Source organism: Ureibacillus acetophenoni, from assembly GCF_900220965.1.
Taxonomy (GTDB): Bacteria; Bacillota; Bacilli; order Bacillales_A; family Planococcaceae; genus Ureibacillus; species Ureibacillus acetophenoni.
Genome location: NZ_OBQC01000013.1, coordinates 108,962 through 122,941, shown reverse-complemented (window position 1 = coordinate 122,941; position 13,980 = coordinate 108,962). Strand labels below are relative to the sequence as shown.

Genomic DNA, 13,980 nt, shown 5'->3' with positions numbered 1-13,980 from the left:
GATCCCTCAAAGACGATGAGGTAGATAGGTTCGAGGTGGAAGTGTGGTGACACATGGAGCTGACGAATACTAATCGATCGAGGACTTAACCAAAACAAACTTGAACGCTTTCAATGTCTTTATCCAGTTTTGAGAGAACGAACTCTCAATTAAATAAAGTGAAGTGATGATGGCAAAGAGGTCACACCCGTTCCCATACCGAACACGGAAGTTAAGCTCTTTAGCGCCGATGGTAGTTGGGGGATTCCCCCTGTGAGAGTAGGACGTCGCTTCGCAATTGACACCGCTGAGTATTCAGTGGTGTTTTTTTATGCCCCCAACTACCATAATGAACCGAAGGTTCGGCGCGTCTTGAGAAACAAGAATTAAATATATAGTATAATAAATTACTAGTAAGGCTTCGAGATAGTGCCGATGGAAGTTGGGGGCACCCCCTGTGAGAGGTAGACGATCGCTTCGCAAATGACACCGCTGATAATTCAGTAGTGTTTTTTGGTCTTAAGTTAATTCTACTTTTAAAAAACATTGTAAAAATTGGGAGTTTACAGTAAAATACATCAAACTGTAATTATAATGTGTGATAAAAAGATAGATTGAAAATTGTATAATGAGTTCTAATTTATCATTGATTAAGGAGGTATGTTATTAATTATGTTGAATCGGTTAAAAAAGGGAGATAAAATTGCAATATTTAGTCCTTCATCACCAGCAACAGTATGGGCTTATCAACGTTTTCAACGGGCTAAAGCTTTTATTGAAGATAAGGGATTTATTATTGTTGAAGGTAAGCTGACAGGTAAATCAGAAGTGTATCGTTCAGGTACACCGAAAGAACGTGCAGCGGAATTTAATGAACTATTAAGAGATTCAAGTATTAAGATGATTATGTCTACAATTGGTGGAACAAATTCAAATAGTATGTTGCCGTATTTAGATTATGAAGCATTTAAGGAAAATCCTAAGATTATAGTTGGATATTCCGATGCAACGGCTGTGTTATTAGCACTTTATGCAAAAACGGGAATTTCAACATTCTACGGTCCGGCACTCGTTCCTTCATTTGGTGAATTTGAGCCTCTTGTTAATGATACATATCGTTACTTTGAACAATATTTTGTGGAAGAATCTCAGCTACCATACGAAGTACCGATGCCACCTTATTGGTCTGATGAGCCAGTGAACTGGCTTGAAAAAACAACCGAGAAAACACTTTATGCTAATGAATGGATAACTGGTCAGGGAGGAGTGGCAGAAGGTAGATTAATTGGTGGGAATGTGAATTCGATGTATGGTTTTATTGGAACCCATTACTTTCCTCAAATTAAACAAGGAGACATTTTGTTAATTGAAGATTGTATGAAAGATGCATCTATAGTAGAGAAAAATTTTGCAATGCTTAAATTGCATGGGGTTTTTAATAAAGTGTCAGGTATTATTCTAGGTAAACATGAGCAATTTAATGATTTAGGTACAGGAAAGCGTCCATTAGATTTATTAATTGAACAACTAGACGGTCTAGACATACCTGTTCTAGCTGAGTTTGATACCTGTCACACCCATCCAATGCATCCTCTAGCCATTGGAAGAAATATAAAGTTGGATGCTGATGCAAAGAAAGTATTCTGTGTTGAAAGATGGTTATAGGTTACACTTTGGCAGTTTCAAGATCTGTTAAGTTAAAAAAGGCATAGTTCTTCAATCTGAACTATGCCTTCTAGTGTATTCATTACTCTGTTTTCATATCTTTTTTACCATTCGACAAAAACCAACCTGCTAATGCAATTGCAATTAACACACCATAGAAGATTAGTTTCCACTCCGTTGAATGGGCGAATTCGTAAGGGATAATACCGATATCCTTGTGACCAAGAGTTAATACCGCTAACTTTACGCCAACCCAACCAACGATGGCGAATGCTGCAATTTCAAGTCCTGGGCGGGAATTCAATAATCGAACAAACAAGTTAGCAGCAAAACGCATAATTATTAAACCAATTAATCCACCAGCAAATATGACTAGAAACTTACCGCCATCCAATCCACCAATTTGAGGAAGATTTGTATTTGGTAGAGTCATGGCTAGTGCCACTGCTGCAAGGATTGAATCGATTGCAAATGCAATATCCGCTAATTCAACTTTAATAACCGTACCCCAAAATCCCGCTTTTTTTTGTTCTTTATCCTCAGTATTATCATCTTTCTTTTTAAAGACTAACTTTCGAACAATATGGTTGATCGCTATAAATAATAGATATAGTGCTCCAATTGCTTGGATTTGCCATACATCAACTAAGAACGAAATGATAAACAGGGAAGCAAAACGGAAAACAAATGCTCCTGCTAATCCATAAAAGAGTGCTTTTTTCCTTTCTTTATCTGGTAAGTGTTTTACCATGATTGCTAAAACAAGTGCGTTATCAGCTGCAAGTAATCCTTCAAGTGCAATTAATAGTAACAATACCCAACCGTATTCAAATAATATCGATAGTTCCATTTCATAATTCCCCCTAAGTTTAATTTAGCATGCATTGTTATTTGAAAAATAATCGATTATGTTACAAAATTCCCAACTCCATTCTTAAAAAGACTTTTATATTGAAAGTTCGTTCAGTATCTGATTTAGGTTGTAAAAAACAAAAAAACCTTTACCAGAAGTGGTAAAGGTTAAAAAAATATAGACCTCTACCGTTATTGGTAAAGGTCTTGCTAACAACACGTTCGTTGCCAACAAAGCCGAGAAGAACTTAATCTTCCGTAGTGACGACTTTGATGTGAAAGCTACTCCCCTTTAGGAGAACTATTCAATTAAGTATTTTAAGCATAAAGTATCAATCAACCGAAGTCAATAATTTTTTCTAATTAGTAATGGATAAACGCTCGAATATACGCAAAAAATCTATCAGCAATCTAAAGATTGATTAAAAGAGATGGAAATAATATATTATTATGTTAATATTTAACTAATTTAATTGAAGGGGGAATAAAGATGAAAAGCATAAATGCACTAATGAAATTAGAGGGACTATACGATTAATTTTTCATTAAATGGAGGAATACATGTTAAATAAACAAGGGTTTAATTTATGGGCAGATCAATACGATAAGACAGTGCAAATAAGTGAAGAAAATAATTTATATCCGTTTGCAGGGTATAAAGAAATGTTAAATACGATTTTTAATGAAGTAATGCAAAACGAGAATTCTAGTGTATTAGATATTGGATTTGGGACAGGGGTATTAACATCTAAATTATATGAAAATGGTCATCAATTACACGGAATCGATTTTTCATCAAATATGATTTCAATTGCAAAAGAGAAAATGCCAAATGCTCAATTATTAGAATGGGATATTGCAAATGGATTACCAGCTGAAATCGTTGAAAATAAATATGATGCAATCGTAAGTACTTATACTCTGCATCATTTAACAGATGGAGAAAAGGTTCAATTTATCACAAAACTTATCCCATTACTTAAAGAAAACGGGAAAATTTTGATAGGTGATATTGCATTTGAAACAAGGGAAAAACTTGAGCACTGTAGACAAGAAAGTATTAACTATTGGGATGATGAAGAATTTTATTTTGTTTATGATGAATTGAAGGCTAAGCTCGCTAACATTTGTCATTTTGAATTTTATCCAATTTCACATTGTGGTGGAGTATTTATTTTATCAAAGTAATAGAAAAAACGAAGGAGCCGTATCAAATACGACTCCTTTTTTTCTTTAATTTAATTGCTTTGTCATTAATACGTGGGGAATGCCGTCTTCCATAAATACATCAGAGGCAGTTTCATAGCCGAGATTTTGATAAAATCCTTCCGCATGGGTTTGACCATGTAATTTCACTTTTGTAACGCCTATTTCTTTTGCAATTTCTTCTAATGCTTGAACAATCACTTTCCCAAGTCCTAGTTTGCGAAATTCTTCTAATAAACAAATTCTTTCCAACTTGCCATATTCATCAACAATTCGCAGCCTCCCTGTGCCAACTGCTTGATTATTGTAATAGACGAGAATATGTCCACATCGATCATCTAACTGGTCAAATTCGTCAAACTCATCTTCAAGAGGAACTCCTTGTTCTTTTACGAATACCTCTTTTCTTATATCAAATGCTATATTTAGTTGTTCTTCATTGGTGATTGTTTTTGTATATTTCATTTATTTTATAGGTCCTTTCAAAAATTTAATTAGAGTAGTTCTTCAGCTATGAGCCTATAAGACTCTATCCGGTCTTCAGGGGAATGGGTGATTGTTAAAATCATCATTTCATCCGCACCGTAATGGTTTGCCATATTCCGTAGCGCAGAACAGACTTCCTTTGGATTTCCAATAATCATTTTGTTCTTGATGGCCATAAATTGTTCGGTTTCTTTTTCGCTCAAAATGTAGTTTTTTGCCACTTCAATCGAAGGCACCTTTTTTCCTTCGCCTTTTGCAATTAATAGCTGCCAAACCAAATAGCTAAGCGCAATTTCCTCTGCTTTTTCACTTGTTTTGGCACAAATGACAGGAACAGTGACGATAACTTCAGGAGTTTGGCCATCTATCCTTGGTTGAAAGTTTTCACGGTAAGTTTGAACGATAGCGGCACCATCTTGATCACTCATAAATTGACCAAATACATAAGATAAACCAAACTTTGCAGCAAGCAAAGCACTTTTTTCACTTGTCCCAAGCATCCATGGTAAAGGTAGAACATCTGGAATTGGGGAGGCATTCACTTTAGAAAATTCATGGTCACTAGGAAAGTCTTGATGTAAAAAGTGAAGCAATTCTTCAACTAGCTCTGGCATTTTAAAAACCTTCTGCAAAAAATTATCCGATAAAGCATTTGTTGCTTCTGCTGATCCTCCAGGGGAACGACCAATGCCAATATCTACTCGATTCGGAAATAAAGTGCCCAACATATTGTAAATTTCCGCGACTTTATATGGTTTATAGTGAGGTAATAAAACTGCACCAGCACCAATACGAATTTTGCTTGTATGAGCACCAATAAAACCTAACATCACTTCAGGTGCTGAACAGGCAAGTCCAGGCAGATCATGGTGTTCAGCAATCCAGTATCTTGTATAACCAAATTGTTCGCAAGCCTTGGCTAACTTCAATGATTCCATTAGTGCATCTTGGGCTGTTTGGTTTGATGCGATAGGTGATTGATCTAATATACTGAGTTTCATCAATGCACCCTCATTTCTCAGGTTTTACTTCCATTAAAATTAATTTATAATCGGCAACTTGTCCTTCTTTATATAAATCTGTAACAGAAGTGGAGTAGTGTTGGATGGTTCCACGAAAGGCGAGATCGCGCTCCGGTACTTTTACATCAAACGTTCCTTCATAAAGTAAAATTGCCACATCATGATACTCTTCACTTGTCACTTTGAAATCAATAGAGATTTTATGTAAACCATTCACGGTTTCTTCTTGATAGTGCTCTAACTGAAATAATCGATCATTTAAATATACCTCTTTTACCAACTAAATCGCTCCCTTCATTCTATTTAAGATATTAGCATTGCTTGAGGCGAGCGTAAACGAAATGGAATTGTGAAAGCTGTTCGGCATTAGAAATTCAGTAGTATATTCTTCATTTACAATTGAATAAGATAGAATAAAATTTGGGAGTATAAAAACTTCATGAAAGGAGATGAATCACTTTGCAAATAGAATTTACTGAAGATGAAAAGCAATGGATTGGATGAAAAATCAGTGGGGGAAGTACGAACGTTCCCCTAGGAACAGATAAAAGTTAGACCCCCACTGATATACACCTATTTTATTACCATCTAAATGCTGATACTAGTGCAATTCCAAGAATAGCTCCAAGTGCAATGCCGTAACCTAAACCACCATAGCCGTAGCCATATCCACCACCGAAGCCCCAGAACCCTAGTCCATATCCACGACGACCTCTACTTGGTAAAATCCATACCATATCTCTTTCTACTCGTGTAATTCTACCAAAGTGTTTATTGCCTCGTTTATCTGTAATACAGACCATTTTTCCTCGATATCGACAACAGAGATCATAAGCTTGACGTTTATCCATCATAAAACCTCCTTTTCTTTAAGACTCTAATTAATATATGGTGGGGTAAAAAGAACACACGAGTTAATAGTCTAAAACATAGGATAGAAAAGGGAGGGATAGGGTTGGCAGTTGAAAATACAAAAAAATTACTTGAAAGATTAGTTGATATGTCACGTCTTGGGTTAGAGAAAACACCTATAAATGTTGTGCAAGATTTGATATATGAACAACTTAAAGATTTCTTACCGATAAGTTCGCCTGAAGAATTGCATTATGAGCTTCTGAGTAATGGGTTGTTTGAGCCAAATGAGGTAGTAGATATAGAAAGAGCTTTAAGGAAATTCGAAAATATGAATATTTGGAGAATCGTTCAAGAAGAATACGATAGGCTGAAGAATAGGTGGAATGGGAACGAGTGTCCAATTTTTATGTTCCCATTAACAAAACATCGACCGATCGTAGATAGTATTGAAGCGAATAAAAATGGAGTTTCTTATAAAGAGGCAGTTATTTTATTTGTTTCTCCAGAGCTTTCTGAAATAGAATTAAAAGCTATGATTGCACACGAATATCATCATTTTTGCAGATTGAACATTCTTAACAAAGCACCAGAAGAAATCCCTTTAAAAGAATCGTTAATTATTGAAGGGATGGCAGAATGCATGGTAGAGGAATTGTATGGCAGAAAATGGTGTTCACCTTGGATTTCAAAATATTCGATTAAAGATTTAAAGGGGATATGGAAAGGCTCATTTATGCGAGTACTTAATCGAAAAGGTGTTAGTCATCACCAACGATATTTGTATGGGGATGGATCGAGTCGACTACCAAATTGGATTGGCTATTGTATGGGTTACGCGATTGTAAAGTCCTTTTTAGAAAGGAATAAAATGATTGACTCCAAAACACTTCTTAATCTATCGGCAGATGAAATCATATTAAAATCAGACTTTACTTATAATCAATCATAAAAAATAAGCCAGCGTGTTTAATAGCTGGCCATATATCTATTTAATTAGAATTTTTAATTTGTCCTAATCGAATAAATTGTTTATCTCTTTCTCTAATTCTCTTCTGAATTTCATCGTCACCATTATATTGAAAAATTCCATTTCCTGCTTTCGTTCCAAGTTGTCCAATTTCAATTTTTTCATTGATCGATGATGGAATTGTTTCTTCTTTAGAAAGATGAGGTGCTAGATTTTCTACGACACTTTTCCAAATATCTAATCCACCAAAATCAGCCGTCTCTAAAGGGCCAATGAATGCCCATCGAAAGCCAGGGCCTGCCGTAATCGCTAAATCGATATCCCTTGCATCGGCAACGCCCTCATCAAGCAAATAAAATGCTTCCCGAACTAATGCAGCTTGTAAACGGTTTGCAATCAAGCCAGGAACGTCCTTTTTTAGTACTACGGGTTGTTTACCTATTTGCTTAAGCATTTCTACTGTTTCATCAATCAGCTCTTTCGGTGTATTAGGTCCTTTTACCACTTCAACGAGCGGAACTAAATGAGCTGGATTAAAGAAATGTGTAATGATGAGACGATCCTTATGTTGAAGTCCTTCAGATAATTGTTGGATAGAGAACGTGGAAGTGTTGGATGCGATAATCGTTTTCTCATCCACAATTTCTTCTAGTTTTTGAAATAAATCAAATTTAATCGATAAATTTTCTGAAACGGCTTCAATTATAAAATGACTATTTAGAACCGCGTCTTCAAGGTTAGTAGTAATTGAAATCTGATGCAACACTTTATCCTTATTTATAGTAAGATTATTGTATTTTGTTAACAGATTCAAGTTGTTTGTAATTCTAGTTAAAGCATTCTTTAAAATGTCATTATTAATATCATATAAGGAAACTTGAAAACCTGCTTGCGCATATAGTTGGGCAATGCCATGTCCCATCGTTCCTGCTCCTAGTACTGTCACTTTATCCATTTAAATCCCCTCCGTTAATCTGTTATATTCATTGTTACACTTGAATACTATTTATTTTCTAATAGTTTATTAAATAGATAAATTTATTATGTTGAATTGAATGTTATTTACTAAAAATATTGCCAGGGATGGCAGTTAAATTATAAGAAGTGGTTAGTTAGATTAATCATACCAACTTACATATTCGCTTTAGTAATTTCGTATTAAATAATCTATTAATGATTTGATTTTGCTTAAGAGCAAATACATGAACTGTAAAGGAAAGTATTGTATGATAGATGATAGGGCAATTGAATTAGGGCTATGTGCCTAACGTTTAAGTGAATAATTTTTTATATTTTTTGTTGGATGTGTTTTGATGATTGAAAAAAATAAGCATCAATTAGGATACTTTGGTAAAACTATCGTAGTTATTTGTATAGCTATTTTTGGGTTTACTAGCTTACTATATTCAATATTTGAATTAATACAAGATGAAATAAATCCAAAGAATTTAACAGATAGTTTTATAATTGTCGTTCTAATTATTATGACCTTTTCAATGGCTGTCACTTTACCAAGTGGTAGTGTTTGGAGACCCTTTATAGGTTTTGTAATATTTAGTGCATTTGTCTTCCCGTATCATTATTCGGTTTTAATAACCTTTACGGGAGTTTTAATTTTTAATTTTTCTAAATGGACAAACATTCATAATGCGTTTATTACATTTGGACATTTAACTTTGGGGATCTTAGCCGTCACCTTAGTTTCGAATACGTTGTCTGAAGTATTAGGTTACGAACTTCCTCAAGCATTTTGTTGGCTTGGATTAGGAATAGTGGCACACTTTTTTATTAATCGTTTCGTCGCAGCAATTATTGTCTCTTATCGAAAGAAAAATTCATTACTAAATCAAATCAAGCTCATTAAGTATGATTTAAATTGGGGTTATACAAGTCAAAATCTATTAAGTATTTGTATGGTATTATTATATGAAGCTTATGGTATATGGGGGATTTTCGTAACAGTTTTACTTTTATATTCTATTTATTTCTCTGTTTTGTATTTCAAAAAAGTAAATGACTTAGAAGTAATTGCATTAACAGATGCTTTAACTGGCGCGGAAAATAGGTCATCTTGGGAAGAATTTAAAAGGAGATTTCCTGAAGAAGGAGCATCAGGTACATTTGTCTTAGTAGATTTAGATAATTTTAAGCAAATTAACGATCAGTTAGGCCATAATGTGGGAGACTTATTTTTACGTGAAACGGTGGACTGTTTAAAACATATTTCATCAAAAAAACATAGGGTCTTCCGCATTGGGGGAGACGAGTTTATTCTTTATATATCACATAGAGAAGAAGAACAAGTTGCCATTCATGCATTAATTAATAAAAAAATAAAACAAAAGAATATTGATTGGATGAATAAAGGATTTACAATCGCACTCAGTATAGGAATGACATTTGTTCCAACTAAAGATGAAAACCTAAATGAAATGTTCAAATTAATTGATAAACGAATGTATATGAATAAGGAAATGAATAAAATAGAGACGAATGAAACCTAATAAAATCTGCTATTCATTTTCTATTGAATAGCAGATTTTTAACTGTTATGTTATTTAACTATCCGTTTTGCACCAACATAACGGTCTTTCCAGTATTGATCGCTCATTTTAACAATTTTTACGCCACTGATCGTAACTCCTGTAAATGTACCATCCCCGTTATAAATCCCAACAAATGATACTTTTCCTTTTTCACCTGTTTCATAAAAGACTAGATCACCAGCCTGCAATTCGCTATCTTTCACGGATTCACCCATTTTATATTGGAGTGCACTTGTTCTTGGGATGTTCATTTTCGTTGCCGCATTTTTATAAACATATTGTGTAAATCCACTTGCATCAAAACCTTTTGGTGTTGTGCCACCCCATTCATAAGGACTTTCAACATAAGTTTTTGCCACTGCTGAAACTTCTTCGCCGTAATTAATAGTAGCAGATGCTTTTGGAGCTAGAGTAAAGAGCAGTAAAGCTATTACTGATAATACTGATAAAAACAACACGCTCAATTTTGGTACTCGCAAAGATAAAGACATGAAAACCCTCCACAATTCAATTTTTTTACTTACGAATAAATAGACGATGGATTATGGGAAAGGTAACATATTTTTGTGTAAATATAAATTTATTCCATAAAATTATCAAAATAGTAATAAAAGAGGGTGTAAAATCATAGGCGGTTTAAATTCTGTTTGCATTAATTGACAGACCCAAAATGTACCATTAAAATAAAACCTAGAAGTCTAATAGGATTTTAGATTTTATTTCGAAGGGGGAATTGGGTTATACATTATAGACGATTAGGTAATACAGGGTTAAAAGTGAGTGAAATTAGCTTAGGAAGTTGGCTAACATACGGTGGATATGTAGAATCCGATTCTGCCATTCGAACAATTCATCGTGCCTATGATTTAGGAATTAATTTCTTCGATACGGCAAATGTCTACATGCGCGGGGAAGCAGAAATAGTAGTTGGACAAGCAATTAAAGAGTTCCAACGTGAGTCAATCGTCCTTGCAACAAAAGTATTCTGGCCAATGGGAGAAGGTCCAAATGATAGAGGACTTTCACGTAAACATATTATTGAACAAGCTAACGCGAGTTTAAAACGACTTGATGTCGATTATGTTGATATTTATTATGCACACCGTTTTGACCAAGAAACACCAGTAGAGGAAACGCTTCGTGCATTCGACGACTTAGTACGTCAAGGAAAAGTGCTTTATTTAGGTGTAAGTGAATGGACTGCAGAACAAATTTCTGAAGCTGTTCATATTGCAGATAAAAAACTTCTTGACCGCATTGTGGTAAATCAACCGCAATATAATATGTTCCACCGTGTTATCGAAAAGGAAATTATTCCTGTTAGTGAAAAACACGGTATCGGCCAAGTAGTTTGGTCACCACTTGCACAAGGTGTGTTAACAGGTAAATACAAAAAAGGAGCAAGTATACCTGAAGGAAGCCGTGCAACAACGAATAATACTTCAATTCAACGATTCTTAACAGATGAGTATCTTAATAAGGTAGATCACTTAACAACAGTAGCAAATGAACTTGATATTACACTTTCTCAACTTGCTATCGCATGGATTTTAAGACAACCAAACGTAGCAAGTGCCCTAGTTGGTGCTAGCCGCCCAGAACAAATTGAAGAAAACGTAAAAGCTTCAGGTATTGTGTTAGAAGAGGGAGTTATTCAAAAAATTGAAGAAATTTTAGCATAACATTGAAATAAATAAAGCATCCCAAAAGGTTTAAATTAAATCTTTTGGGATGTTTTTTCGTTGATATAAGAAACAGTGGGGAAGCTAATTCTAGAAATTTATAAAGAATCATTATGCTCACCTAATATAGGCGGTGCATATTTATATTGAATATTTAACTCTGAATATTGAAGAGGATTTTTAATGAATTTTACTGTTCCGTATACCGGATGTTCCACTTCACCAATTAAGTGACGAGCCTTCGTTTGTGGATGTTCTAAAGCTTCTGCCACAGTAAGTACCTGTCCACCAGGAATTTTATAGTCATGAAGTAGTTGAAGCCATTCATCTCGATTTTTCGTAACGGTAATTTCATTAATCATTTCGGCTAAGAGATTTTCATGGTTTTTTCGGAGGACGTTTGTTTTGAATCGTTCATCCTGAACCCATTCGGGCTTGTTTAACAACATACATAGTTTGATAAATTGTAATTCAGTCCCAGCACAAATCATGATTAATCCATCTTTACACTTGAACACTTGATAGGGGGCAATATTATTATGTTGATTGCCAAGTCGTTTTGAAACATATCCTGCATTCAAATAAGCACTTGTAACATTAGCCATACTGCTCAGTTGAACATCAAATAAAGATAAATCGATAAATTGACCATTCCCTGTAAGATCTCTTTGGCGAAGTGCTGCTAAAACACCAATGACAACATAGTGAGAAGTTAAGATATCGGCAATAGGGATACCTACTCTAGTTGGTTCTCCATCAATCGCTCCAGTTACATCCATCAAACCACTCATTGCCTGAATGACTGGGTCAAAACCTGGTTCCGAAGCGAGGGGTCCTGTTTGTCCAAATCCTGTAACCGCAACATGAATAATTCGTGGATTTACTTTTTGTAACTCTTCGTAATGAAGCCCTAATTTTTTCATGTCACCGGTTTTAAAGTTTTCTATTATTATATCTGCATCTGATACAAGTTTTTTAAATTTTTCTCGTTCAGACTCTAGTTTTAAATCAAGGGTAATGGATTTTTTATTACGATTAGCACTTAAATAATATGTGCTTTGCCCATTGACGAAAGGTCCCCATTCACGCATACTATCTGAACCTTCTGGATGTTCAATACGAATCACTTCAGCTCCTAGATCACCTAAAAGCATTGTGCCTGTAGGAGCAGCTAAAACACGAGACAAATCTAAAACTCTTATATTCTCAAGCGGTTGCAATAGATTTCACCTTCTTTACTAAAGTTAAGGTTATTATTTTTATATATACTTTTGAATTATTGAATATTCCATAATAGAATTATGGAATTTATGCTGGCGTACCTGATCATAGATGAAAGATACTAATAAAGTTAAAAGCCATTAGCCCAATTATTCACTATTAGGCTAATGGCTTTGTTGTTCTATTCTATTTCTTCAATTCGTCCATCAAACTTGTACTATGCATCATATGTCTTTTAGCAGTTGGATCAAAATGAATTTTTGCACTACTAACTGCAATAGGTGCTTCTCCAAATCCGGTAACGATTAGTTTTGCTTTCCCTTCATAGGTGCTTATGTCACCTGCTGCAAAAATCCCAGGAATATTTGTTTCCATTTTACTATTTACGACAATCGAGTTTTTCTCTAGTTCTAATCCCCAGTTTTTAATGGGACCAAGCGAAGAGAGGAAACCGTAATTGACGATTACATCATCGACATCAAGCGTTACTTTTTCGTGACTTTTTACTTCCTCAAGTATTACTTTTTCAATTCGATTTTCACCCTCAAGTTCTACAGGAACATAGGGTGTCATAATTTGAACTTGTGAGTTTTTTAAATTTTCGACACTGCTCTCATGAGCGCGGAATGTATCACGACGATGTACCAAATACACTTCTTTAGCAATAGGCTCTAACATTAATGCCCAATCGACTGCTGAATCACCGCCACCAAGAACGCACACACGTTTCCCTTCAAACTGATTCATATCTTTTATAAAGTAATGCATATTCGTTTTTTCAAATTTATCACCACCATCAATTTGAATTTTTCTCGGCTGAAAAGCACCATTTCCTGCTGTAATAATGATGGATTTTGAGTAGTGAGTTTCCGAATTCGTCGTTAATTTAAACGTACCATCTTCGAGTTTTTCAACGGTTTCAACTGCTTGTCCAAGACAAATTGTTTGTTCGAAAAGCTGCATTTGTTCAATTAGATGGTCTACAACATCTTGTGCGCGTACCTTTGGGAATGCAGGTATATCATATATATATTTTTCCGGATATAAAGCACTCAACTGACCGCCAAGCTGGGGAAGACTTTCAATAATTTTTACAGAACATTGCCGCATTCCACCGTAGAAGGCAGTAAATAATCCAACCGGACCTCCACCGATAATGGTTATATCAAATATTTCCTCATTGTGTTCCAATACATAAACACTCCTTTAAGTCTTACTCAAAATAACTTCTATATTTAGATAACAAAGAATTTTCTTTAAATTCAGTATAACAAATTAATGAAAAAAAGTAGCTTGAGAAACCTTCAAACGTGGAATTCAACGTATTAGTACGGTCTCTAATTTATTTTACAATTTTGGCTTGTAAATTTAGAATATATAGTATAATAGGATATTAATATGGCTCGATTTAAAAGTAGTTTTTTGATCCATTCGGTTAATGAGTGCTTATGAAGTACATAGATTGGTAGATTTTGTGTATAATAATCTTTGAGGTGACC

General features: G+C 34.6%; 14 protein-coding genes and 2 rRNA genes. 7 read left to right on the top strand and 9 right to left on the bottom strand.

From position 1 onward, the window contains the following. The 3 genes from CRO45_RS15765 to CRO45_RS15755 all read left to right on the top strand — a co-directional run. Positions 1-93 (top strand): 23S ribosomal RNA (locus CRO45_RS15765); the annotation flags it as partial. Between the two features lie 66 nt (positions 94-159). After that, positions 160-275, top strand: a 5S ribosomal RNA gene (gene rrf, locus CRO45_RS15760). A gap of 376 nt (positions 276-651) precedes the next feature. Next, a complete protein-coding gene (locus CRO45_RS15755; RefSeq protein WP_170949518.1) occupies positions 652-1,644 on the top strand; it encodes a S66 family peptidase in 993 nt (330 codons plus the stop codon). Between the two features lie 82 nt (positions 1,645-1,726). Here the strand turns inward: CRO45_RS15755 and CRO45_RS15750 are convergent, their stop codons facing one another. Beyond that, positions 1,727-2,494 carry a TerC family protein gene (locus CRO45_RS15750; protein ID WP_097150587.1) on the bottom strand — a complete coding sequence of 256 codons (768 nt, stop codon included), beginning with the start codon at positions 2,492-2,494 and terminating at the stop codon, positions 1,727-1,729. A 563-nt stretch (positions 2,495-3,057) separates the two neighbouring features. Between CRO45_RS15750 and CRO45_RS15745 the strand changes: the two genes are divergently transcribed. Further along, on the top strand, positions 3,058-3,684 hold the full coding sequence (locus tag CRO45_RS15745; RefSeq protein WP_097150586.1) for a class I SAM-dependent methyltransferase: 627 nt from the start codon (positions 3,058-3,060) through the stop codon (positions 3,682-3,684). Between the two features lie 45 nt (positions 3,685-3,729). On the opposite strand, the gene CRO45_RS15740 is transcribed toward CRO45_RS15745, so the two are convergent. From CRO45_RS15740 to CRO45_RS15725, 4 genes are all read right to left on the bottom strand, one after another. Beyond that, on the bottom strand, positions 3,730-4,167 hold the full coding sequence (locus CRO45_RS15740) for a GNAT family N-acetyltransferase (protein ID WP_097150585.1): 438 nt from the start codon (positions 4,165-4,167) through the stop codon (positions 3,730-3,732). 29 nt (positions 4,168-4,196) lie between these two features. After that, on the bottom strand, positions 4,197-5,189 hold the full coding sequence (locus CRO45_RS15735) for an LLM class flavin-dependent oxidoreductase (RefSeq protein ID WP_097150584.1): 993 nt from the start codon (positions 5,187-5,189) through the stop codon (positions 4,197-4,199). Positions 5,190-5,199: 10 nt separating this feature from the next. Further along, complete coding sequence (locus tag CRO45_RS15730) at positions 5,200-5,490, bottom strand: DUF3219 family protein (RefSeq protein WP_097150583.1); 291 nt, start codon at positions 5,488-5,490, stop codon at positions 5,200-5,202. A 301-nt stretch (positions 5,491-5,791) separates the two neighbouring features. Further along, positions 5,792-6,061: a hypothetical protein gene (locus tag CRO45_RS15725; RefSeq protein ID WP_097150582.1), complete on the bottom strand. Its 270-nt coding sequence runs from the start codon at positions 6,059-6,061 to the stop codon at positions 5,792-5,794. A gap of 104 nt (positions 6,062-6,165) precedes the next feature. Here CRO45_RS15725 and CRO45_RS15720 point away from each other — a divergent pair, with 104 nt between their 5' ends. Beyond that, entirely contained in the window at positions 6,166-7,014 is an 849-nt protein-coding gene (locus CRO45_RS15720) for a DUF2268 domain-containing protein (RefSeq protein ID WP_097150581.1), read from the top strand. Positions 7,015-7,054: 40 nt separating this feature from the next. Here CRO45_RS15720 and CRO45_RS15715 read toward each other — a convergent pair whose 3' ends face one another. After that, positions 7,055-7,987: a 3-hydroxyacyl-CoA dehydrogenase family protein gene (locus CRO45_RS15715; RefSeq protein WP_097150580.1), complete on the bottom strand. Its 933-nt coding sequence runs from the start codon at positions 7,985-7,987 to the stop codon at positions 7,055-7,057. 358 nt (positions 7,988-8,345) lie between these two features. On the opposite strand from CRO45_RS15715, the gene CRO45_RS15710 reads away from it, so the two are divergent. Beyond that, on the top strand, positions 8,346-9,536 hold the full coding sequence (locus CRO45_RS15710) for a GGDEF domain-containing protein (RefSeq protein ID WP_097150579.1): 1,191 nt from the start codon (positions 8,346-8,348) through the stop codon (positions 9,534-9,536). Between the two features lie 50 nt (positions 9,537-9,586). Here CRO45_RS15710 and CRO45_RS15705 read toward each other — a convergent pair whose 3' ends face one another. Continuing rightward, positions 9,587-10,069, bottom strand: a complete 483-nt coding sequence (locus CRO45_RS15705; RefSeq protein ID WP_097150578.1) for a C40 family peptidase — start codon at positions 10,067-10,069, stop codon at positions 9,587-9,589. A 249-nt stretch (positions 10,070-10,318) separates the two neighbouring features. Between CRO45_RS15705 and CRO45_RS15700 the strand changes: the two genes are divergently transcribed. Then, entirely contained in the window at positions 10,319-11,260 is a 942-nt protein-coding gene (locus CRO45_RS15700; RefSeq protein ID WP_097150577.1) for an aldo/keto reductase family protein, read from the top strand. A 98-nt stretch (positions 11,261-11,358) separates the two neighbouring features. Here the strand turns inward: CRO45_RS15700 and CRO45_RS15695 are convergent, their stop codons facing one another. Both CRO45_RS15695 and CRO45_RS15690 read right to left on the bottom strand, forming a co-directional pair. Continuing rightward, the gene (locus tag CRO45_RS15695; protein ID WP_097150576.1) at positions 11,359-12,480 is read right to left on the bottom strand and encodes a CaiB/BaiF CoA transferase family protein; all 1,122 of its coding nucleotides are present in this window, start codon (positions 12,478-12,480) and stop codon (positions 11,359-11,361) included. 187 nt (positions 12,481-12,667) lie between these two features. Continuing rightward, positions 12,668-13,672, bottom strand: coding sequence for an NAD(P)/FAD-dependent oxidoreductase (locus CRO45_RS15690; protein WP_097150575.1), 1,005 nt, complete (start codon positions 13,670-13,672; stop codon positions 12,668-12,670). Positions 13,673-13,980 lie beyond the last annotated feature (308 nt).

Excerpts from the sequence above, each read along its gene's own strand:
- CRO45_RS15705 (WP_097150578.1), bottom strand. The coding sequence starts at position 10,069 with ATGTCTTTATCTTTGCGAGTACCAAAATTGAGCGTGTTGTTTTTATCA.
- CRO45_RS15755 (WP_170949518.1), top strand. The coding sequence starts at position 652 with ATGTTGAATCGGTTAAAAAAGGGAGATAAAATTGCAATATTTAGTCCT.
- CRO45_RS15745 (WP_097150586.1), top strand. The coding sequence starts at position 3,058 with ATGTTAAATAAACAAGGGTTTAATTTATGGGCAGATCAATACGATAAG.
- CRO45_RS15710 (WP_097150579.1), top strand. The coding sequence starts at position 8,346 with ATGATTGAAAAAAATAAGCATCAATTAGGATACTTTGGTAAAACTATC.
- CRO45_RS15725 (WP_097150582.1), bottom strand. The coding sequence starts at position 6,061 with ATGGATAAACGTCAAGCTTATGATCTCTGTTGTCGATATCGAGGAAAA.
- CRO45_RS15715 (WP_097150580.1), bottom strand. The coding sequence starts at position 7,987 with ATGGATAAAGTGACAGTACTAGGAGCAGGAACGATGGGACATGGCATT.
- CRO45_RS15735 (WP_097150584.1), bottom strand. The coding sequence starts at position 5,189 with ATGAAACTCAGTATATTAGATCAATCACCTATCGCATCAAACCAAACA.
- CRO45_RS15750 (WP_097150587.1), bottom strand. The coding sequence starts at position 2,494 with ATGGAACTATCGATATTATTTGAATACGGTTGGGTATTGTTACTATTA.
- CRO45_RS15740 (WP_097150585.1), bottom strand. The coding sequence starts at position 4,167 with ATGAAATATACAAAAACAATCACCAATGAAGAACAACTAAATATAGCA.